A 23,291-nucleotide genomic window follows, 5' to 3' on the forward strand; every position below is an offset into this window, starting at 1 on the left:
GACGGGGAGAGCAGATTCAAAAATGTACCCCCCAGTGCCAGTGAACCCCGCCAACTGTTCTGTGTCCTTGAATTACTCCAGTAACCCGAGATCAGTGAGCCGATTTTCGATCACTGTAAGCGCTTGTTCAGCATCGTCAAGCTGTTTCCCGCCCGTGATGACGAGCTTGCCACTCCCGAAGAGGAGTGCGACGACGTCCGGGTCGTCAAGCCGGTAGACGAGCCCCGGGAACTGCTCTGGTTCGTATTCGATGTGTTCGAGACCTAGGCCGATCGCAATCGCATTCAAATTGAGTGTGTGGTCGAGGTCCCCACTTGAGACAATATTCTGGATTTCAATATCTGGGGAGGTAGCGACATCGACACCCAATTCACGGAGCTCGTCGAAGACATATTCCAACGCGGTCGTCACATCGTCGACGCTTTTTGGACCCGTACAGACGACTTTCCCCGAGCGGAAAATGAGCGCTGCGGCTTTGGGATCATGCATCCGATACACGAGTCCAGGGAAGTTATCGGGATCGTAGTCGGTGGCTCCTAAATCCTCAGAAAGCGTTTCCAGATCGAGTTCTTGACCGATATCGGACGATGCGACCACATTCTCGACTTGAATTGATTCGGCTGTGACACTCATAGGAGTACCTTCCAGTCACAACCCCCTTAAAACGGGGAGTGACTTTGAGCGTTGGTGTGGTACCTTCCGAATTAGAGGTCGCGGGGCTGGACCGTCTTCCGGTCGTTGGCCTCAGCACGTTTTGCGGCGTCGTCGAGCAGTTCGGCGACCTCTTCGTCGAGGGCGTCGTAGAAATCTGCCGAGACGTTCTGGTCCGAGAGTGCGTCCTTCACGGCCGCTTTGACGATTAGGTCAGACATTCCATCGCGAACTTCTCTTGTCCACCATATAAATGTTCGAAGTTCCCACGCGGGATTCTTGCCCAGTCATGCTGTATCCGCCTCTGAGTACCAGAGAGAACATATGCCACCCCTCAAAAAGTGGGAACAGACGGATGCACGATCTAACTGGGTTCCAGCGGGACATCTTGTACGTGATCGCCGGGCTCGAGGAACCACATGGGCTCGCAGTCAAGGACGAACTCGACGACTATTACGAACAAGAAATCAATCATGGGCGGCTCTATCCAAACCTCGACGATCTCGTTGACAAAGGCCTCCTGAAGAAAGGTGAACTCGACAAACGGACGAACGTCTACACGGTCACGCAACGCGGAGTGCGGGAGATCGAGGCACGACGTGAGTGGGAAAGCCAGTATGTAGAAGACGTGAACGCACCCACCCAGTCGTAGAATCAACATACAAGCGGGACTGCTTTATCCACTTCCCACGAATACACATTGAGATGGCTCGGCTCGTCTTCTATCACCACCCACAGGCCGAGAACTTCTCACTCAAACATAGCTCGGCATCGATAGCAGAGATCCGGTCTCAGCGAGAGCAATCCGACGAGTCGACAAAACTCATCGGGTACCCCTTCGAAACACCGGTCTATGTACTCTACGAAGGCGATTCAGAGATCGAATCAGCCCATGACATCGACTTCGATCAGGAATGGTTGAGCGACCGTATTCGTGACCTTCCTCGTGCTGGGCAAGTTGTCGCATTCCGATTAGTGGAATTGCTCGAAGCAGCTGTCGATGTTCGAGATGAGGATGAGTTCCGGCTCTACAAGGAGTTCGAACCGCAAAAGATCCAGCAGGCACTCGATCACGTCTCTTGGAGAGCACCACTTCCGACCGTCGCTGGAGAGGTGATGTCGAATTTGATTCTCCGGCACTCCCTTCCGAATGCGAATCACCGAACCGGAATCGCGATGCTGCAGTTCTGTATTGAGAGTGTAGACCCAGGTTTCGAGATGCCCCGAACGCACGTCGACGACGATACCTGGCGTGAGTGGGTCGATCCCTACATCATCGATTCCAAGCGGCTCATTACTGTCCGTCGGAACAATCTCCGTTTCAAGAAGCTCGAAGAACTGGACGTCGACCTCGTCGAACGGAAAGACGGGATCCAAATTCGATTAGCCGAGTTCGAGCTGGATATGCACTGGCAAGAAGCCCTGTCAGAGTACGCTGAGCAGCATGAATCCCACTGTACGGACTTCACGAAGGCAGTCCTCAAACGTGCAGAACGGGACGATCTGCTCGACCGTCAAGGACCCACGAAACAAGAGTTCATCACGTATCTGGAGGACGGGCTCGTCGAACGGGATTTCAGAGAACTGTTCTGATCAGTCGCGAAGCTCGGCGACCGACTGACCGACCTCACGGACGTGTTCACTTCGCTCAAGGTCGAGTTCCTCAGCGAGGTAGTCAACCGTCTCTTCCAAGCTCATATACAAAGAAAGTCCGCGAACCGGTATAAACCTAGTGCTGAACGCTTCAGCACAGGCTGGTTGTGATCAATCGAAATTCTATCTCGGATATGCGTTTTCTCGCTCTACTTGTCTTCGATACTCTCTATACATGAAAGGTACCCATTCAGAGTATGTTGAGTACACTGAAGGCCATTACACCAACATACACAACGTAGAGACCGTCGAACAGCAGGACTTGCAATCGCGTGAACCCGTGTGCAGCCGCTCCCCAGTGGGTCAGTCCCGCGTACACGGCCGGCATCAGCGCAACGAATAGCAGATTCACCCAATAGAGTTGAAAGTCCTCGATTGGAACCGTGACGAGTGCGAGCGGCACGAACGCTACGGTCATCGTGACAGCGTTGTCACCGATAACGCTCGTCGTCCCGGCGGTGACCTGACCGCTTCTGACGACGCTCCACGTCGCGAACATCTCGGGGATCGCCGTCACAATCGCCGTTACGAATAACCCGCCCACGAGCCTCGAGATCCCGAGTGCAGCCACGATGTTCTCCGTCGAGAGAACGATACCGTACGCTCCCGACGCGAGGACGACCAGCCCGGCACCGGCAAGGCCGAGTTCTTTCTTGGTCCACTGCACGTCCTCCGACTCGGAGCGACCCCTGAAGAACGCCTGGCCCAGATATGCGAGGTAGGCTGCCCCCATAATCCACCCATCGATGGGCTGGAGTCCCCGCCCGGATTCCGGCAGCGTGAGGACGGCGACCAGACCGAGGATTCCGAGATACGGCAGTATCAGGACGGTAACGGCCTCCTTCTGAATCCGAAGGAGATTCTCCTGGCGGTGGCGACCGTGCGTCGCTGTTTGGCCGCCAGACGACGTGCTTCCCTGTTCACCGTCGCGACGCGTATCTTGCCCCTCCGTTTCGTCGCCGAGGTCTCGCTTCCGCGAGGCGACGTAGGCGATAGTAACGATGAGTGGAATGGAGACGATGTTGCTTTGTTTAATCACAAGACAGCGGCGGGGTAGAGTTACTCAGACACATTTTCACAGCGTCAACGCCACAATTTCGGGACCAGACGATGCAGTAGCTGTCGCTACTGGCGCTTGGTGAATAATCAGAACTATGCCATTTTGTTCCCACGGTCAAGTGACGACGGCGATGCCTCTCCTGGATACGTCCAGAAAAGGGGAGCAGGCGGCGAGCCCTAACTCGCCGCCTGCGTCAGGTTATGGACGATGCACTTGCGTGTGAGCTCCCGGAACTGGCCGTGCTAGCTCCGGGAGCGGAGCTTCTCGCCGTCGTCTTTCTTCAACTGCGAGAACCCGGTTTCACTCATCCAGCGCTGGTTGTAGTCCTCGTTCATTCGTGCATTGTGCGCTTTCTGTAGCGGTGTCTGCTCTCGGTGCTTGATCAACGACCGCGTCGAGTTGGAGCGACACTCCTCACGGAGGTCGCTCCAAGAGTAGTTGGCGTCAGCAGACAACACACGCAGGTCTTCCGCGTTCCGGCGGAAGACCTGCATCCCAATATGGCCGTCCCACGCCTTCTGCGTCGTGTAATGGGTATTTTTGATTGCTAGCGTGTTCACGTCAATCAGAATCGTCGTCTTCATCGTCTGGAATGAGAAGTCTGCGCGGTCGCGGTAGTGGTAGCTCGTCTGATCGCGCTGGAAGCCACTTGCATCAATCGCTGCTTCGCCGCTCCAGCCCGCCTGCTCCGCCGAAGCGCGGAGCAGGCGGCGGAGCTCACGCATCCGATACTCATCCTCCCACCGACAAATCGAGCTGTAGTGTGGAGCCTCCTCAAGACCGAATACAGCTAAAATACCGGACATCTCATTGAGATAGTCTTCAGTTTCTCGGAGACTCTTTTCCAGTTCGACACAGAACAGAATCAACGCTATCTGTGTCCATTCGGCGTACCCGTCCGCGCCTTTCGGCGCGGCGGGTACGTCAGGATCGTCTACGTGTTCTTTGGCAAGTTCTCGACACATCCACGCTAGCCGTCTGAGCGATGCCATATCGCCAGACGGCGTCCATTTCCGGGATAGCTTAACGGAATATCTCCGTCTGAGCGTCTGAAACTGCCGCCACTAGCAGGCAAAACAAGGCAACAGCAGTTCAACCACGAACGCCTCGAAGAACTCCGCGTCGATGCGCTGGCAGAGCGCATCGACACGGTTGAGCGCAACATTGTGGACGACACCTATCACATCTGGACGAAGAAGCTTCCCGTCTCCCAACTGGGAGACGTGAAGCTGGTCATCGCCGAGAAAGAAACAGATGAAGACCCGGTCAAGTACCTCGCTATCAACAAAATTGACGCACCAATCCAGCACGTAATCCGCTCCTACGGGATGCGGTGGCGCATCGAGACGTTCTTCGAGGACTCGAAGCAGGATCTCGGCCTAGAAGACTGCGAGATGCAGACTGACGAAGGTGCCAGTCGGCACTGGCACCTTCTCATGGCTGCCTACAGCCTCGTTCGTCTTGATCCTGAGTCGAGCGCCTTGGGGACGGTTCGCTCGAAGCGATGACGCCTTCGAGCGAACCTCGAACATTCTCTGAAGGAAGCCGTCTATAACCTTCTCTCATGGGTTCGGGACAACGATGAGCGTGGCGTAGAAGACCTCATGCAAGAAATCGACCACCTCTTCGTTCACGCAACTGCCGCCGCCAACGTATAACTCTTATTCATATTGATAAAGTTCTAAGTCGGATTCCCATTGATTGGGATGCCACCATTGCTTCATTACGTAACCACGCAACAAATTATTTATAGTACCCAGAACCGGCTGACAGAATACTTTAATATATTCACGTTATGAAGGATAAATTACAATCCCATAGACAGTCCTCAGACAGTCAGGAGCACAACCCAGAGTCTCTCCAGGATAACACGTGTCCTGAGTGCCAAGACACCATTACTCAAAATGGCGACCGAGGTGAAGCGACATGTGATGGCTGTGGATTAGTTTTCGAGAAAAATAAAGTTGACCTTGGTTCCGAATGGCGTGCATTCATGTCGGGTGAGAAGGATAAAAAGAGTCGTGTTGGTTCTCCCATGACACATTTGATGCACGACAAGGGGCTGAGTACAACCATTGATTGGAAAAATAAAGATGCCTATGGGCAGGATGTCTCTGGTCGAAAACGCGCCCAGTTACAGCGACTCCGGAAATGGGACGAGCGGTTCCGAACGAAGGATGCGCATGAGGAGAATCTCAAGCAGGCTCTCGGTGAAATCAACCGGATGGCATCCGCTCTCGGGCTTCCAGATTCAGTCCGGGAAACTGCAGGCGTCCTGTACCGTCGGGCTGTAGAAAAGAATCTGCTTCCCGGTCGCTCTATCGAAGGTATGTCTACAGCATCATTATATGCGGCCACCCGACACCACAAACTACCACGATCTCTGACTGAGTTCGCCGAGGTCAGCCGTGTCGAAAAAGTTCGAGTCCAGCGGGCATACCGATATCTGTCCTCTGAACTCGGATTAGAAATTGAGCCAGAAAACCCAACTCGATATATCCCACAATTCGCATCCTTGCTTGAGGTAAGCGATGAAGCAGAACGGCGCTCTCGTGAAATTCTTGATGTAGCAACAAACAATGCTGTCCATAGTGGGAAGAGTCCAGCAGGATTGGCAGCCGCCGCTTTATATGCTGGAACACATCTTACGAACGAACAACTCACACAGGAGACGGTGAGTGAAGTAGCCAATATCACACCATTAACCATCAGAATTCGATATCAGGAGCTTCTCGAGGTGTACGAAGAGCATGGCTAATCGACCATAGAGAAGCCACTAATTTATTTGGAAACTCGGTAGTGAGTTGTCAATTAGTAATATGATTGTATTTTATGGATATGTAATAGTTGGCTGGTTACTATTATTAATCGGAACGTATGGAATCTTTGAGCCAGTGAAGACTGCCAAATTCGTGAACCTAATTGAGTATCGGAATCGAGAGAAATGTGCTGAAAGAAACACGCCGCGATATTACGATATACGGTTGACTCAGCTAGCATCTGTAATATGTGTATTTTTTGGAGCAGTTATTATTATTCATACTCTCTTACCTCCGCAGTACTTGAATGGGCATATTCAGTTGTAACTTTAATTGGTGTTTGTAACACTTATGTGTCATTTCTGAGTTTAACACACTGTTTAGTTCTGGATCTTTTCAGTTGTTTTTGCGTCGAGTCCTTAGAGCGGTGTCAACCTTAGCGTGAAGGAAGCGGTCGAGTTAGGGTAAGTTAGTGACTCAACAATACTCGACCGTACGGTTGAGTAGGCACGCGAAAAAGAAATATTTTCGCGCGAGGACACGCCGACGGAGCGGCGTGTCCTCGCGGCATTTCTGCATCATGCTGGCTTGTGGTATAGAAAGATAGAGCCGTTCGTGGACCGGTCCTACGAAGCTATCAGACAGTGATTTCATCGGTTGAAGGGACTGTTCGAGCCCGACTGCCGAGACCGACAAGAGGTCGCCGTCGATGAAACGAAAATCGAAATCGACGGTGAGGAAATCTATGCCTGGGTGGCAGTCGATTGTGACATGCTAGAAGTGCTAGCAATGAATGTTTCGCCCAGTCGGTCGAGTCTGGATGCGCTGTTGTTTCCCAAATACGTGCTCGAACGGTGCTGCGGTCGCCCGCAGGTGCGGGCCAACTGCGGCCCGTGGTACGACTGGCCGCTCGAACTCCTAAATTGTGAGGACGAACGCGAAACGTAGGGAAATCGGTCACTCATCAAAGCCTGGTTCGGCCTGTTCAAATGCCGAACCAGACGCTTCTGGTACCGATTTCCGTATTGTAGCTCCACCAAATCCACTAGGTCATGGCTCAGAGCCTTCGCCACGCTCCACAATACAACGCTCGAACCTTGACACCGTTACCAACCGATCTTTTTTGACGACTCGTACTTCGGCAAGCGGACTGAGTGCGTGCCTGAGGAAATAGTCTTTGAGGCGCGACTCGACAGAGGCCACAACCGGTTTCCCTAGATGCCGAAGGTGGCCCGAAGCATATCGCGCGTGCCGGGGCCGAGGCCCACGGCGGTAACGGCCACCAGCAACAGCAGTCCGTAGCGCGGTGACTCCTCGAGGAACTGGTCGTTGAACAGCCAGACGACAGCGGATGCCACGCCCAACTTGACAAAGAGGAAGGGCCACGAGGTGCCGATAACGGCCGTTAGGCTAGCGGCCTGGAGCGATTCAGTGGTATCGATTATGAAGGCGTTGGCCGGGTGTTTCGGGTAGTAGGTCAGTGGCACCGACAACGCATCAAGCCAATCCGCGAGGATTACGTTCGCAACGCCGTCGATAGCGTGGCCCCAGATGACCAGCAGTCCGATGTAACTGGTGCCGGCGTTGACTTCGGGAGCATATTTTTCAAACAGGATGTAGAGACCCACGGACAGCCCCGATGCAATTCCCACCGTCGAGAGCAACACGGACGGGTACAGCGTGGAGTACTCATACGAGAGTGTGCCCAGCATTAGATAGGCAAGCGTCCCCACCACGAGTGTGACGCCAACTCCGGAAGTGCCACGGTAGTAGTTCTCGATGTAGCCACATCGTTGAAGCGCGAGACAGCCCACAAGCGAGACCAACGTCACGAGGAAGACGGTCCCGTAGATGATAGGACTGATGATGAGCGAATTCAGCGGGTACTCCACGAGCGGTGTCACACCCGCGTCGATGGCCCGGTCGGTGCCGTCCTCGACCACCCGCAGGGCCCCGCCGAGTAACATGAACGGGACGAAGGCAAAGTAGAGGTTCGGGTCGTCAGCGATATCCAGTCGTTCCAGCAGCAGGTAGACGCCGACAAGCATGTACACCAGTATGAGCATGTAGCCGATTTCCGAGACGACAGTATAGCCAGGTTCGGCGACGATTGCGCCGCGCTCGATAGCGGCTTCGCATCCCTGATACAGCGGTTCTGGGCCGCTGTTGGTCATCACTGCACAGCTTGCGGCTTTGGCGTCGGCGTACACCGGCCCCCAGAAGTAGTGCCAAAGAAAGCGGTCCCAGATGCGGGTCGGCATTGCCATCGCCGCACCCGCGACGAAGACGACGATGCTAAGGAGGGATCCCACCCACAGGCGGGCCGCACCGGACTCCTCCTGAAGGGACTCAAAGGCGCTCATAATCCGGCCGTTGCGTTTTAAGTATTTAAAACCGGTGTAAGCCGATGGTGACGGCCTGTCATGTCTGTCGTTTCTACCTCAGCAGGGGACAGGAATGGAAGCAATATCAATCCTGACGACCTCGTCCCGCATCAGTGGATCGCTCTTCGTCATCGGTAGAGAGTCCATGACAGAGGGAGCCCTTGCCGAACTGAGCGAAACAACTACCGAAGATTATGGCATCCCGGTGTTGCCGGAGTTAGTATCGGGCTTTCTCGTGGATTGACAAACTTATAGCTCGCTGACACACTCAAAGAACTCAAGGCTGTCTCTCGTGCGGACATCACGCTCCTCCTAAGACTCGGCGCAGTGTTCAGGTCGATGGCAAAAAGAACCACGTTCGTGTATGCACTGAACCCCGCCAGGTGGAAATTCCCCAGTAGGGGCAGTGTCAAGCGTAACGTCTAAATATTACCAGTTAACAGAGCTTAGCTCGAACGACCGAGATATCGCCGGTAGCGACTCGCTTGTGCAACAACTCTGGGCTTATCACCAACTACCTCTCGGTGTTGAGCTATACCGGATTATATGAGCGGCTCAATTGGTCATCGGCGTACAGCAAATCTTCCGGCTGGTGGATACGCGCTCCCGATCAGGCGCGAGCAACTGGAACAGTCACCACGAGTGTTGTTCAGTCACTGCTGACTACATCCAAGCCCCCTGGCGTTCACCATATTCACCAATTGTTCAGTTTGGAAAAAGTCAGCCACCAGTTAGCTGTAGGCCGTATACACTCGGGAAATACAAAACAACCCACGCGATGGTATGACGTCGTTGAATCAGGCAGTTTCGCCGGTTCGGAGAACTTACATACACCGTTCGAAGATGTGTTCCCGACTGCTCACAAGTCAAATGAATTTAATCAGATTACAAAGAACAAAATATCAAAAATTCATTATTCTTCAGTTGTGTAGGTCCGCTCGTAGCCAAAGGGATTGTATGGTCTGCCGCCACCCTCATAGAACTTCCCGAAGAACTCGACGTACTCAAGACGTACCGCCTGCAGGCCTGCACTGGTAACGCCAAGAATAAGTACCAATGCATGGCCCAGTACAAGTATCAGCAGACCACCAACGACGGCAGCAATGCCGGAATGCATCAGGCCGGGGAACATTATATTGACCACCTCGTGACCGTGATACATTACGGATTCCGCACCTTCGGGTATCGTTGGCATTCCAGATACGCCGAAGTGCCATCCTCCCTCGCTATCGACGTATACGCCGAAAAAGAGGAGATTAACTACGAATGCCATCCCCGCTTTGGCGAGCAACACCGCAGCCAGTCGGGTATACGACAATACATTCACAAAGACGTTGAGGAACTCCACAAGTTCAATTGGATCGGCAAGTGCGAGTAAACCAAATCCGACAAAGAAAACGACTAACCACGCCGAGAACGGCGCATTAACAATCGGTAGCGTGAACAGGTTCATTGCCGGAAGGCCGGCAAATCCGAACGGGAATGGATTGCCAGCGAAGATCCCTTCCTGAGTTGTGTAAAGGAAGTTTGGTGCAGCTCCGTTAGCCCCAGAGAATACCCAAGCCCATAGCCCAAACATCATCAGCAGCCATGACCCACTCTCAGTGAGCGCATCCCAGAGGCTGTGGGAAAGATTCTGAACAAAATCAAGCGCCCACCCAATGGAGAGGTGGATGACACCAGCGAGGACACTAATGGTCAACCACGCGATAGCGTACTCTCCGTACTGAGGTTTTAACCCCTTGTGTATTGGCGCGCTCTTGAAGCCAAGAATCGGCCAGATAACGTCCGATACGATGAGTAAACCAAATATCTCACCATACAGGAAACCAAAGAGGATCGTAAACCCACCTGCCCACATTGCAACGCCACCAAGACTTTTCAGTACGTCGCTATCGACTTTGTTGTAGATAGCGTAGCCAGCGAAAAAGTAGAGAAGTCCGTAGCCGATATCCCCTATCATGAATCCGTAAAACGCTGGGAAGGAAAGAAGGAAAAACACTGTCGGGTCGAACTCGCCGTACTTCGGGCGGCTAACAACCTCAACGAGTGATTCGAAGGGGCGAGCTCCACCAGGATTGTCCTGAATTACTGGGGGAGCTTTATCACTCATCGTGACTGTCCCACCGTCTGCTGCAGCTTCTTCCGACCCCTTCTCGTCCTCGATAGTCGGGCTGGTTTCCTCAGTCTCATTGGACTCGCCATTCTCTGACTCGATTTTCTCTTTCGAATGGACATGTCCTTGGTCGTCGTATTCAGCGACTTCTAGTTTCTCGATGTCAATGGCTGTCTCGACAGCATTCCCTACTTCGCGTTCGAAGTATTCGTAATCCTTGTTGGGAATCCATCCCTCCGCAATGAAAGCATTCTCAGTCGTCGCGAATGCGAGTGGGGCCTCGGCTTTCTGAACTTTTATTGATAGTTTCTCTTCGACAGCTAGCAGGAAGCTACTGTAGTCAAGTCGGAGGTTCTCGAGGTCGCTCTCGGCGGTTTCGAGTTTTGATTCGAGCTTCTGTTTACGGTGGTTCAATTCTTCCGAGTACTCGCTGGGATCGCCGTCACCCTCGGGTACCTCCAACGCCGAGAAGGTCGTGCCGACTAAAACATCTTGCAGGTCATCTGCTCCGCTGCGAGCGAACACCGCCAGCACGCCGTCCTCGGCGAACACCTCGAAAGTGTCCAGTGCGCTGTCGGCGAGTGCCGACCGGACTTCAGCGGCGTCACCCTCGCCAACCGTCACCGAGAGAGTATCGTAGTCCCGAAGCAAATCGAGGTCGATACCTAGCGTGACAAAAGGTTCCATCGCGTTGATCTCGTCTTCAACCGCGCGCAGCTCGTCGCGGAGTTCGTTTCGATGGTCATCAAGTTCGGTGACCTCTGAGCGGACCTCTTCAAGATCCTCTTCAAGGGTCTCGTCAGCGACGAGTTGCATCGAGCCAGCGTCTTCCTCGCCAACGTTGAGGATAGATTCCAGCGAACGGACGGTGACCAGCTGGTCCGATGCTTCGTCGGCCCCCTCGACCGGGTCACCAGGTTCGAACCCATCCCACGAGCCATCATACTCGGTAACATGAAGGATGTCGAGAGCGTGGACGGCTTCAATGACCGGCTCCATGGTCCGTTTCGACCCCGTCACCGAGACGCGGCACATTTTCTTAGGTCTAAGCATCAAACATACCCTCGGAATCTGTATTGCTATCTCTGTCTACTTCCGTCGTCGTTTCGACAGCCTTCGTTGTTAAGTCCAGAGCCATTGGCCGTGGCATTCTCTAATCGGCTAATTCTAATCCAAACGTCTATATTGTAGTTACGAAGTTCGTGTTAATCCCGGTCAACAGGACTTGCTTCGCTTTTATGCGTATAGATCCTCTTCTTGAAATTCACCGTTGTGTCAATCATAACCTAATATCGTCAAGATTTTCTAATAGTTTCGCACCCAGATTCGGAAGTAATATTAAATAAATCACTTCCGAGAGGAATTAAAGAGCATGCTGTTTCTGGAAGACGGTTGCATATGTAATTCCGATACCGAGCCCCACGAGATGGGCCCAGTTTGCTACACCCCCAGGACCCATCGAAGAGAAGCCAGCAACGGTCGAGAAAGCAGCAAATCCGACAATTAGTATCCAGAAGGGCACTGGGATTAAGAAAAATAAATATACTTTAATATTGGGCCTGTGGAGGGTTAGTACCCCCAATATACCCATAATGGCACCCGATGAGCCAACGATACCTGGCTGAATCCCCGTGTTTAGGACCAGTGTCGTACCAACCTGTGCAAGCCCGGCTATTATACCCGAAACGAGAAACAACACTACAAAATGCACCCTTCCGAGGCGCCGCTCAACGACTGGGCCAACAAAAAATAGCACGATACTATTAATTCCGATATGAACAAAGCTGCCATGAGAGAATATAGACGTGACCCATGTCAAGACGTTTAGCGGCTGCTGTGGCGAGAGAACAAATATTGACCGCCATAATAAAGATCCGGGAGGGATCCGAAAAAAAACAGGGAATATTACGAACTGCATCAAAAACGTTGCCCACATTAGTATGAGAATAAGATAGGTCATGTTGATTCGGAAAGAACTAATCATACCAACAGTAGGTATTGGCCGGTTAATAATGGATTTTACTAGCCCGAGGAAATTTGCCAAAGAGCGAGTACGGTTCTGAACGGAACTGTCAAACTCAAAGCTCAAAAGACCGTTCAACTGGCCGTGGTGAATCGCCAGACTTAGCTTGATTTAACCGTTTTAGCGATTGCTTGATGGAAGTCCGTAATCGGCATCATCCGTTCTTGCTACCGTCTACGTCACGCTCCTACTTCAACGTGCAAAGCTGAGTTAAACTATGGCTGTGGCCTCCAACAGTCACGCCTTGGCCGTCTATGGTCAATTCTCACGGTCTACCGGTACAGTTTGGTTGTATTTGTAGATACTAACACCACTGTTACGGTATACCCGAGTGAATTGGGGGTTCGCAACCATTGACCGATGAAGCGCCGGTGGAATTGACGTTGCAGTGCGGCCGGACATGAATCTGCCGTAGGGTACGTAGACGTAATCAACCTCCGGAGCGAACTCGTACTTGACGAGTGTTGCATTCACACACGAGGCGTTCCAGCAGTTCCCGAGCTGTGATTGAGCCGATTCGTGTCTCCGGAACGTCTCTTGACCCAACCACTCAGTCCCGTATTTTACGATGACCGATGTCCGATTTGTGAAATACGGTAACCACTCGCTAGCTCCTCCGAAAACGGCTATCTGTGCGTCTACGGCGGTCTCATCTTCAATCCACTCCATTGCCGATCGGTCCTCAGCGTCGACATACACTGGGAGCGGACTGTCCGAGCTGGTTCTGGACGCAGCGACCATGTTCTGGCTTATGAACGGGCCAACGAGAAGGACAATGAACATAATCGCGACCACTCGCTTTGAGGACAGATCCGGCAAGACAAATGTCATACCAGACAGAGTTGGACGGGAGAACCATTGTACGGACATATCCGGTAGGTCAGTATCCAGTCCCGTGAGAGCGGAGAGGATGAATATGAATCCCACCGCCCCCAGCGGCGCAACAATCAGTATCCCGAGACGGCCATGGGGTGGCACCAAAAGGAAAACTGGTGTGGCAAGCCAAGCGGGCAGGCGCCACTCACCCCGGGAAACCATTGCCACGGTGCCGATAAGTGCAAAGACTGCCGGCCAGTTCAGCACGTAGCTACTACCCCAGAACCATCGGACAAGGTCCGCCAGATCTGACAGACTATTATTAATTGAACCCTGTGAGCCCGCCCCGGCAAAAAAAATGTCTACTCCATGAATAGAAACAACGGTAAGCCACCACGGGCTAGCGATAATAAGCCCAACGACAGCAATACCCGCCCCAGTCGCGAGCCCCCGTAGCGAGCGATCCCAGACGAGCCACGCGGCAGCGATAGCCGCCCCCGCCGCTGCGGCCTGGACGGGATGGGTCAGAACCACAAGCCCCCAGCCGACGACAACGATGGCAAGAGCCCGTTGTCCTTCACCGTTCGCATAGTATTGGTAGGCCCCGAGCATCGCGACCAGCATAAACAAAAAACCAAGTCCACGGACAAATCCACTTGCACCAATTAGATACACGTTCAGCGAGAGGTTAGTGCCGGTGATAATGCCGGCAATACACCCGGTCTCCGGGCTATCAGTGATCACAGTTATAAAATGGTATAGCATCACGACGTTGCACAGCAGAATAACTGGCGCCCCGAACCGCAAGAGACTGACACCATCAACGCCCAATTTCTGGAAGAGCGCGATAACGTAGAAGCCCAGCGGCGGATAACCGAACGGAATCCCGTCGCTCGTAAAGCCCGAAATCGTCGCCGGTACCAGTGCATCAGAACTGGCGACAGTCGCCGCCATCTCCAGGAAGAGCCCACCTAGCAGCGCCGGGAACTCGTGTGTACGGAGGTAGGCAATCTGGACGACTGCAGAGGGACCGAGAGCAAGCAATAAGAACACTCTGTACCGATTCAATCGCATATACACCTGCAACAGGAGTACATTCATAAGATTATTGCTCAATGATGAGTAGAGAGTGCTTCCGATGTCAAAGGGTAAAGAGAGTGACTCCATGAGAATCCCGCTGAAATCCCTAGAGCGTGAAGTACGTCATGGAGTCCCGAAGGTAAATCTATGACATACATCCCCGAGTACGGGAGGATGACGGACCTCGGATGCGAAGGAACAGGAGAATTGGGATCGCAGCCCGGCCGATATCGGTCGGCCGTGGCTGCAAGCCCGCAGCGATGTCGTTCCGCATCACGCATTCAGGACTCCAGAGGACATCACGACCGCAACCACTGATCACTATTTGCGCATTGACCTCCACAAACGGCGAGCACAAGTTGCTGTTCTCGACGATGAAGGCGAGGTCGTTAAAGAGGTCCGCGTCGCCAACGCGGACCTCGACGAGATTGCACAGAAGTACTCTGGTAGTAACGCTGCGCTCGAGGCGGGAAGCAACTACTTCACCATTTACGACAGACTCGACGAAGAGTTGGACGTAACTCTCGCCAATCCGGCCAAGGCGGATTGGCTCGAAAATCAGAAACAGAAAAACGACCGCAAGGACGCCAAGAACCTTGCACGGTTCCTCCGGTTGGGCGAAGTGCCAGAAAGCTACGTCCCGCCGGAGGAATTCCGGCGCCACCGCGCGCGCTTGGGCGCAGTCACAAAAACTGATAAGGCGCCAATCTTCATCATCGGCGACCGTGGCACCGGACAGCACGGAATCCTGTCGAAAGCCACCAACTAAGGTACACGTCAACACCTGCGAGAACCACGCGCCATTAACGCGGCAGTGGCTCTCGCCCCACCAAGGTATCTTCAAGCTCAGCTTTGCACGTTGTCACATTGACATTTGGAATGCAAAGATGATTACAAGAAACGCTCTACTGGCGGATTTGGAGTCTGATTTCACCGCTACCGAGGCGTCGGTGGGAGTGCTGGAGACGGCGTTCACACCGTTCGCATCTCCAACTGAGAATATGTACCCACAACTGGAATCCGCATACCCGCTTTAATACGGTCTCACACGCCGTTTTCGTCCGATAAAATATCAGATTGTAATATGAAAGCCGAGTTCAAGGACAAGCTGACACCGTATCTCATAGCGTTCCAGCTACGTCAGTAGCTGTTCCGGGATCTATGCTGAAACTGACTCAAACACACTATTCGAGCAACGCTGTGATATAAGTAATGTGCTACGGATGAGCGACTTATTTTATTAGTGGTATCGGTTAGCGTGGAATATCTGGCCTTGCCATCGCGGTGGATAAAAGTTGTCGGATTCATCCCGCCTTCAGGCGCGGGTATTCTATTTTTCAGTATATATGCGCTTCACAAGAGGAAGCACTGTAAATCGAATTCCCAAAGAGTGGGACACCAAGATATATTCTTACAATAAGCACTTCATCGGCTCTTGTGATGGAATACGGTCTCATCATCATCTGGCTCGCTTTCTATCTCCTGCTGGCCTACGTTGGTGCAACTATCGCCTCGGCACTGTTCCCCAATCTTGCCGAGCGTGGGGTCGCCTTTGGCTTGCCGGTAGCACTGGTGATTCTCTGGCTGTGTACGTATTTCGTCGGTCGCATCTCAATAACGGCCGGTATTTGGCTGGGGGTGATAGTGCTCGTGGGGGCCGCCTCAGTCTCCTATCGCCGAGAGCCTATCGAGTTCCGGTCGTTCGGTGAGGTTGCCTCTGTGTTCACTATCGCGTTTCTCTTCGTGGTGTGGATTCGGGCCCTCGACCCAGCTATCTCTCCGATGGCTGGCGAAAAGTTCCTTGATTTCGGGCTTGTCCAGTCTCTGCTGCGGTCCGATACCCTCCCGCCGGAAGACATGTGGTTTGCTGGTAAGCCGGTCGCGTACTATTATGGCGGCCACTTGCTAACAGCGATTCTAACCCGATTGACGGGGACGGCCGGCCAATATGCCTATAATCTCGCACTCGCAGGGTTCTACGCGACGTTAGTGACGGGTGTCTACGGACTGGCCGGCGCCGTCGCAGCCGCTCGAAATCTTCCTCGCCGACTCGCCGCAGGACTCTCAGCATTTTTTGTCGGTATCGCTAGCAACCTCACGACGCCAGCTCGTGGACTACTGTGGCTCCTGCCAGATAGCGTCGCCGGTGCGGTAGCCGGGGCTGCTGGTTATGAATTAAGTGGTCTAGCCAACGGTCCCAGCGAGTTCTACTTTTGGGACGCCAGCCGCGTGATCAAAGACGATCCCACAGACTTCGCCACGTATACACCCGCGAAGGGATACAGTGTAAACGAATTCCCCCTGTTCGCCTGGCTCAACGGCGACCTCCACGCTCACATGATGAGTACGGGATTTCTCGTCCTTGCAGCAGCACTGTGTTTCAGCTACTACCAGACTCCAGGTGAAAAGCGTGAACAGCGGCTATTGCTTCTGTTTGGGGCCCTTCCGTTGGTCGCTGGATTCATGGCAGTAACAAACACGTGGTCGTTCCCCTCTATCGCCGGACTCGCAATGGTGACCGTCGCTATGTCGCCGACTAGTCCGCAGACGTTGCTACCGGCCGTGTTTCGTGATCCACTCCCCCAAGAGGGACTAGCAGCCGAGGGATCTCGAATCGGACTCTCAATCGCCGTCGCTGCTGTCATCGCTATTCTTGGGTTACTCTGGTCGCTCCCATTTTGGCTGGGGGTCGGAAGCGGCCGCGAAGTCACGTATCTGCCTGACCGGAGCAGTCTACCCGAGCTGCTGGCCATCCACGGGCCATTCCTCATTCCTTTTGCCGTGTACCTATACGCGCACATTGGCAGAAATACAGCCACCAGAAAGGCTCGGTTTGTCGGCCTAGGATTTCTCATCACGGTCGTAGTTGGCGCACTAGTTGACCTAGCCGCTATCGGCCTCGTCTTCCCGCTGCTCGTGGGGGCTTGGCTATTTGCTCGCGCGCCTGACGGCAGGCCGACATGGGGGGTGCTGCCGGCGCTGACCGACGGCGGCGAGCGCTCGGTCGGCTTCGAGACTGTGCTGGTGGTGGCGGGAGCTGGACTGGTCATCTTTGTGGAGTTTATTTTCATTAAGGAGAACCTCGGGCGGATGAACACCGTTTTCAAGACATATATGCAGGTTTGGGTGCTGTGGGGCGCTGCTGTCGGACCGATACTCGCATGGTTGCTGACGCGCTGGTGTCCGGATAGCGAGACAAAGGGGCAACTCATAAAGGCTGGAACGACAATTTTTGTTATCTTTCTGGTTTGTTCGACATCGGTGTACGCCGCCATTGCGCTGCCGAACCATGTCAACCGCGCCGGGGAACCAACGCTTAATGGGATGGCATACCTCAACGATTCTCATCCTGGAGAATCTGAAGCTATCCGTTGGCTGAACCGTGAGATAGACGGTCGCCCGAACATGGTCACTGCAGCGCCAGCTGGCTACTATTGGGTACCCAGTGAGGGCAAAGGGGCCAGTGCCCCGTCAAGCCTGACAGGAATCCCGACGGTGGCAGGGTGGGTTCACCAGATTCAGTATCGGAACCGCAGTGTCTACTACCAGCGTGTAAACGACGTCGAAGCCATCTACAGTGGCCAGCACGCTCAACAGCGCGAACTTCTCCAGAAATATAATGTGAAATATATTTATAACGGTCCAGCGGAACAGGCCCGCTACTCAACCATCACGGTCCAACACTTGGACAGTGTAGTCGAAATACACCGCTCGGGGGAAGTCATAATTTACCGCGTCAACCAGAGTTCACTTTGAGACCTGGAAAATGGGGATACTGATGACTGTGTGACACTAAACCGCTTCTCTGCTCGTGGGTTCCTCTTTGCAGTCGCACTCACTGAGGAAAGGGGTTAGCCTAACTGAGGTGCTAAGCCCCCTTCCTCAGCGAGCGCCGAAGGCGCGAGCAGGAAGGGGATACAGCGCCGCACAGTTCTCATACACGATTCGGTGGCAGGTCCACAGGCCCATGCAGTAGTAATGTTTTTTGCGCATAGAGTATATACTATGCATACAGTGAAACGGACCACAATTACTCTCCGAGAGGACCAACACGAGTGGATTCAGGAACACCACCTGAATCTCTCGTCGTTCATCCGAGAGCGACTTGACGAGTACATCGAGGAACACGAGTAGAGAGCCATGTACTACGCCTAACCGTCTCAAACCGTCCAACGCCCACCGCGGGGAGTTGGACCGTCACCGAGACATTTGTAGGCAACTCTACAACCACACGCTCTACCGCCTCAACGAGTACCAAGACGAACACGGCGAACTGCCGTCCATGACCACCCTGCGGTCGGAGTTTCCCGACCTCAAGCAGTGGTGGGACGACCTCTCGGACGTGTACTCGAAGGTTCTCCAAACCGTCGTGGAACGTCTGTTCGACAACCTCAAAGGCCTCTCCGCGCTGAAAGAGAACGGCTACGGCGTCGGGCAACTCAAGTGGAAGCCGCCACGGGAGTTCCGCAGTTTCACGTACAGTCAGTCTGGCTTCAAGCTCGACAAGAAGGGCGGTCAGACTGTGCTGTCACTCTCGAAACTCGCGAACATACCAATCCGGCTCCACCGAGCTATCCCCGACAACGCCACACTCAAGCAGGTCACGCTCAAGAAGGAACCCACAGGTGAATGGTTCGCCACGTTCGGCGTCGCAATGGACTGCGAACCGCCCGAACCGCCTGAGAATCCCGAGAAATGCGTCGGCATCGACGTAGGGACACTCAAGTCCGCCCACGATACCGACGGCACGGCGGTCGGGTGCCAGCCTCTCCGACGAGCGTGACCGCTTGAAGCGCGAGCAACGGAAGCTCTCGCAGAAACAACATGGGTCGAACAACTACGAGAAGCAAAGACGGCGCGTAGCGGAGTGTCACGCCTACCTTCGGCGCAAGCGCCGCGATTCTTGCACAAACTCTCGGTGTACTACGCTCGGGAATACGACCTCGTAACGGTTGAAGACCTGAACGTGAAGGGGATGATGGAGTCATCGTCGAACAGCCGCAATACGGCGTCTGTCGCGTGGCGGACGTTCCTCTCGTTGCTCGAATACAAGTGTGAGCGCGAGGGGACGCACTTCGTCGCGGTCAACCCGAGAGGGACAACCAAGGAGTGCGCGTCCGGTGGTGTTTCGACGGAGAAAACACTGTGGGTCCGTGACCACTCCTGTCCTGCCTGCGCTTTCGAGGCGGACAGGGATGCGAACGCGGCGTGGAACATTCTTTCTCTCGGCCTTGAAGACATAGGAGTGGGATACTCCGAATCAACGCCTGTGAAGACTGCGCTCCCTACGGACATCAATTCGGTGTCTGCAAAGCGCGTCGTGGAAGCAGGAAGCCCTACCCTCAACGAGCGAACGGCCTCAGCCGTGAGCGAGTAGGGTAGTTCACATTTTTTCGGATGGCTAAATTAAGTTAGTTGAGTGGCACTACACCAGATATCTCTCACGCTGGCCGAACAAGAGACGCGGCGGTCGCATTCGTCGTGAGCGTGTTATCCGCGGTAGTCTCGTTCAAGCGGCCCTGTTGCTCGGTAAGCCACGCGTCGTAGTCGGACTGGTTCATCACGACGACGGTGGCCTGCATTTTGCTGTGACCCGGACCACAGAGTTCGGCACAGTAGAGGCGGTACGACCCGGTTTCGGTCGGTCTGGTCCGGGCAACTGTTTCCTGACTGGGGAAGATGTCCTGTTTCACCCCAAACTGGGGTATATAAATGGCGTGTATCACCTCCGAGGAGGTCATGGTAAACCTGACGTCAATCCCCTTTGGGAGGACGAGTCGCTCACTGGTGGTGACACCAGTGTCCTCGTAGCTAAATTCCCAGCCGTATTGATAGGCCAGTACATCTATTTCGACCTCCTCGCCGGCGTCGGCCGTCGTATCGGCCGCGGCCGGCGTAATATAGGGGTTGGTCATGACAAAAAATCCTGATATCCCGACGAACACCAGAATCGCACCGGTGGCGGCGGTCCACGTCACTTCGAGCGCGGGGTCGTCTATGGTTGGTCTGGGGTTGTCGTTGTTGTGGAACCGGTAGATGGCATAGACAAGCATCAGTTCGACGAACAGCGTCAGCGGTAGAGCGACGTACAGTAGCTGTTCGTTCAGCTCGTCGATGGCCGCCCGATTGACCGACTGGGCAGCCGCCGGTGAACTAAAAACTACCGCACCTATTGCAATAACGAAGAGCCAGGATAGTCCACGAGTGAAACGCATCGATATCGCTTGTGTCGGGAGTATAAAATAGCTTTGCCAGTCAACCCAAATCACTATACCGCTAGATACTGCCCGTCGTCGCGTAGTTTTATATCAATGGATCCGTGAGAATCCAATAATGCCCTCACCGACCAATGCGTACCGATGTAGTGTCTTATCGGTATCGTCGCTCATCAGAGCGCGGTTACCAGTAAACAGCTACAACGGTCCGTATGAAAAGCTGGCTACTGCGGCTCTACCAATGGCTTCCCGACGATGATGAACAGAGCTGTCATCGAAGGCTCAGCGCTGGGTATCCTTGCGATCGCTATTCTCACGCTCTGGCTGCGAGCCCGGTACAAGGCTCGTCCGACCAGCGACGGTGGCTACTTCACCCGTGAGGAACTTCAGTTCGAACTCAGCCGTCTCCAAGACGAGACGCTGCGCTGGCTGACGACGACAAACCACCGCGAAATCGGCATCCTCTACATCGCTTTCGGAACTGTCGCCGCTCTCTGGGGCGGGATGGACGCGATGATGCTGCGGACGGAACTTCTGACCCCACCAGCGGACATCTGGACGCCCGAGACGTACAATGCCCTCTTTACCACCCACGGACTGACGATGCTCATCTTCTTTGTCCTACCCGTTTTTTTCGGTATCGGGAACTACTTCCTCCCGCTTCTTATCGGAGCCGACGACATGGCGTTCCCGCGAGTCAACGCCATCGGCTTCTGGCTCCTCCCGCCCGCCCTGCTGATGGTCCGTTTCGGTCTCATCGTCCAGGTCGGTGGGCAAGTGTTGAGCCTCTTTCTGCCGGAGAAATCGATTCGCTTCTTCCTGACACTCCGGGAGGTGAGTGTCGGCTGGACACTGTACCCGCCACTGTCGGTGGTGCAACCGAACCCCCAGATAGACCTCCTGTTGCTCGGCCTGCATCTGAGCGGTATCGCGACGACGGTGGGTGCCATTAATTTCATTGCAACCATCATCTACGAACGTGCCGACGGTGTGACCTGGAGTAACCTTGATATTTTTTCGTGGAATATGATGGTAACCAGCAGTCTTGCCCTCTTCGCGTTCCCGCTGCTGGGGAGTGCCCTGCTAATGCTTCTGATGGACCGAAACCTCGGAACAACCTTCTTTGCGACAGAAGGCGGTGGTCCAATACTCTGGCAAAACCTGTTCTGGTTCTGGGGCCACCCCGAAGTATACATTCTCTTCCTGCCCGCGACAGGGCTGATGAGCCTCATCCTCCCGAAGTTCGTCGGCCGGAAACTGTTTGGCTACCAGTTCATCGTCTACTCCACGCTGGGGCTAGCCGTGATGTCCTTCGGCGTCTGGGCCCACCACATGTTCACCTCCGGCATTGACCCACGACTCAAAGCGTCATTCATGGCCATCTCTATCGCTATCGCCGTCCCGAGTGCTATCAAAGTGTTCAACTGGATAACGACGATGTGGGACGGCGACATACGCCTCTCTGCGCCCTTCATCCTGTGTGCCGGGGGTATCGGAACGTTCATAATCGGCGGTGTCACCGGGATTTTTCTCGCCGTTATTCCCATCGACATCCTGTATCACGGCACCTACTACGTCGTCGGCCACTTCCATCTCATCGTCGTCGGGATCATCCCAATGCTGATGATCGCCGCGAGCTACTACTGGTATCCCATCATGACCGGTCGCTGGTACGACAGGCGGCTGGCGAAGTTCCAGTCGGGGCTTCTCATCGTCGGCGCCTTCGTTACGTTCATGGTTCTACTCGTCATTGGCGGCATGGGACTGCCGCGCAGGCAGGCCATCTACCCACCCGAGTACCAGTTCGCCCAGCAAATAGCCACTGTCGGCGCCTACGTCATCGGCCTGAGCGCGCTGATGTGGCTCTACAACATGCTGATATCTTACTGGCGCGGCGACGTGGTCCAGACGACCGACCCCTGGGAACTGAAGGCGACGAACCAGTTCACCCGTGAGTGGCAGTGGTTCGAGGACCGTATGGTCGAGAAGTACGACATGGAGCCGGCCCAGCCCGAAACCACCCGGCGGTCCTACGCGCCGGAACTTGAGCCGATAGGGCTGCTTGGCGGCGTCGGCAGCGTCGCACAGAACGTCTACCGGAACGCGTCACTGGCCGCTATCGCCGGCTTCGTCGGCACCTTCCTGATGACCGGCGGGATCGGAACTGCAATCGTTATCGGCGTGCTCGACCCCTCGTCGTTCGGTGAGATCGCCGACCTAGTCGGTCTGGGGGAGAGTCCGCTCATCGGCGCGGGGCTGTTTCTGGTCGCTGGGACCGTCACCTGGCCGCTGGTTTTTCTGGCGTTCCAAGAGTATCTCCCCGGCCGCCGGATGTTCGAGACAGGGCTGGTGTTCGCGACGCTAGTCGCAACCGGCTTCTCGGTTGCCTTCTACACCGACCAGCAGGGGCTCGCATTCGTCGGCTATCTCACCTTCGTCTTCGTCGCTCACTGGGCATACGGAATAGGGCTGGCTGTGACCTTCCAGTTCCTCCGGTCCAGACAAACTGACATGGGGGCCTGATACTCAAAGAG

Annotated in this window: 13 protein-coding genes and 4 pseudogenes; 8 read left to right on the plus strand and 9 right to left on the minus strand. The window is 54.4% G+C overall.

What is annotated here, in order from left to right:
• Positions 1-72 precede the first annotated feature (72 nt).
• A complete protein-coding gene (locus EGD98_RS18025) occupies positions 73-633 on the minus strand; it encodes a TATA-box-binding protein (protein ID WP_220589775.1) in 561 nt (186 codons plus the stop codon).
• Between the two features lie 71 nt (positions 634-704).
• The gene (locus tag EGD98_RS18030) at positions 705-872 is read right to left on the minus strand and encodes a DUF1931 domain-containing protein (RefSeq protein WP_135536541.1); all 168 of its coding nucleotides are present in this window, start codon (positions 870-872) and stop codon (positions 705-707) included.
• Between the two features lie 134 nt (positions 873-1,006).
• On the opposite strand from EGD98_RS18030, the gene EGD98_RS18035 reads away from it, so the two are divergent.
• Positions 1,007-1,303 (plus strand): PadR family transcriptional regulator, encoded by a 297-nt coding sequence (locus EGD98_RS18035; RefSeq protein WP_220589776.1) that lies wholly within the window; start codon positions 1,007-1,009, stop codon positions 1,301-1,303.
• A 53-nt stretch (positions 1,304-1,356) separates the two neighbouring features.
• Positions 1,357-2,244: a DUF8172 family protein gene (locus EGD98_RS18040; protein ID WP_220589777.1), complete on the plus strand. Its 888-nt coding sequence runs from the start codon at positions 1,357-1,359 to the stop codon at positions 2,242-2,244.
• Between the two features lie 250 nt (positions 2,245-2,494).
• Here EGD98_RS18040 and EGD98_RS21215 read toward each other — a convergent pair whose 3' ends face one another.
• Together EGD98_RS21215 and EGD98_RS18050 are read right to left on the minus strand one after the other, a co-directional pair.
• Positions 2,495-3,343, minus strand: a complete 849-nt coding sequence (locus EGD98_RS21215; RefSeq protein WP_220589778.1) for a sodium:calcium antiporter — start codon at positions 3,341-3,343, stop codon at positions 2,495-2,497.
• Positions 3,344-3,540: 197 nt separating this feature from the next.
• Positions 3,541-4,356 (minus strand): annotated as a pseudogene (locus tag EGD98_RS18050) (IS5 family transposase).
• Between the two features lie 117 nt (positions 4,357-4,473).
• On the opposite strand from EGD98_RS18050, the pseudogene EGD98_RS18055 reads away from it, so the two are divergent.
• Together EGD98_RS18055 and EGD98_RS18060 are read left to right on the plus strand one after the other, a co-directional pair.
• Positions 4,474-5,022: pseudogene (locus EGD98_RS18055) on the plus strand (transposase); the annotation flags it as partial.
• Positions 5,023-5,159: 137 nt separating this feature from the next.
• Positions 5,160-6,122: a transcription initiation factor IIB gene (locus EGD98_RS18060; RefSeq protein ID WP_220589779.1), complete on the plus strand. Its 963-nt coding sequence runs from the start codon at positions 5,160-5,162 to the stop codon at positions 6,120-6,122.
• A 1,215-nt stretch (positions 6,123-7,337) separates the two neighbouring features.
• On the opposite strand, the gene EGD98_RS18065 is transcribed toward EGD98_RS18060, so the two are convergent.
• From EGD98_RS18065 to EGD98_RS18080, 4 genes are all read right to left on the minus strand, one after another.
• The gene (locus tag EGD98_RS18065) at positions 7,338-8,486 is read right to left on the minus strand and encodes a DUF63 family protein (RefSeq protein WP_220589780.1); all 1,149 of its coding nucleotides are present in this window, start codon (positions 8,484-8,486) and stop codon (positions 7,338-7,340) included.
• A 934-nt stretch (positions 8,487-9,420) separates the two neighbouring features.
• Positions 9,421-11,676, minus strand: a complete 2,256-nt coding sequence (locus EGD98_RS18070; RefSeq protein WP_220589781.1) for a V-type ATP synthase subunit I — start codon at positions 11,674-11,676, stop codon at positions 9,421-9,423.
• Positions 11,677-11,986: 310 nt separating this feature from the next.
• Entirely contained in the window at positions 11,987-12,607 is a 621-nt protein-coding gene (locus EGD98_RS18075) for a rhomboid family intramembrane serine protease (protein ID WP_220589782.1), read from the minus strand.
• Positions 12,608-12,904: 297 nt separating this feature from the next.
• Positions 12,905-14,629: a glycosyltransferase family 39 protein gene (locus tag EGD98_RS18080; RefSeq protein ID WP_220589783.1), complete on the minus strand. Its 1,725-nt coding sequence runs from the start codon at positions 14,627-14,629 to the stop codon at positions 12,905-12,907.
• Between the two features lie 211 nt (positions 14,630-14,840).
• Between EGD98_RS18080 and EGD98_RS18085 the strand changes: the two are divergent.
• The 3 genes and pseudogenes from EGD98_RS18085 to EGD98_RS18095 form a co-directional block, all read left to right on the plus strand.
• A pseudogene (locus EGD98_RS18085) lies at positions 14,841-15,212 on the plus strand (IS110 family transposase); the annotation flags it as partial.
• Positions 15,213-15,982: 770 nt separating this feature from the next.
• Positions 15,983-18,298: a DUF2298 domain-containing protein gene (locus tag EGD98_RS18090; protein ID WP_220589784.1), complete on the plus strand. Its 2,316-nt coding sequence runs from the start codon at positions 15,983-15,985 to the stop codon at positions 18,296-18,298.
• A 349-nt stretch (positions 18,299-18,647) separates the two neighbouring features.
• Positions 18,648-19,919, plus strand: a pseudogene (locus tag EGD98_RS18095) (RNA-guided endonuclease InsQ/TnpB family protein).
• Between the two features lie 64 nt (positions 19,920-19,983).
• On the opposite strand, the gene coxB reads toward EGD98_RS18095, so the two are convergent.
• Entirely contained in the window at positions 19,984-20,757 is a 774-nt protein-coding gene (coxB, locus tag EGD98_RS18100; protein ID WP_220589816.1) for a cytochrome c oxidase subunit II, read from the minus strand.
• 255 nt (positions 20,758-21,012) lie between these two features.
• Between coxB and EGD98_RS18105 the strand changes: the two genes are divergently transcribed.
• Positions 21,013-23,280, plus strand: a complete 2,268-nt coding sequence (locus EGD98_RS18105) for a DUF6789 family protein (RefSeq protein ID WP_220589785.1) — start codon at positions 21,013-21,015, stop codon at positions 23,278-23,280.
• The last annotated feature ends 11 nt before the right edge of the window (positions 23,281-23,291 follow it).

This window comes from Haloarcula salinisoli (genome assembly GCF_019599405.1).
In the GTDB taxonomy this organism is placed as follows: domain Archaea; phylum Halobacteriota; class Halobacteria; order Halobacteriales; family Haloarculaceae; genus Haloarcula; species Haloarcula salinisoli.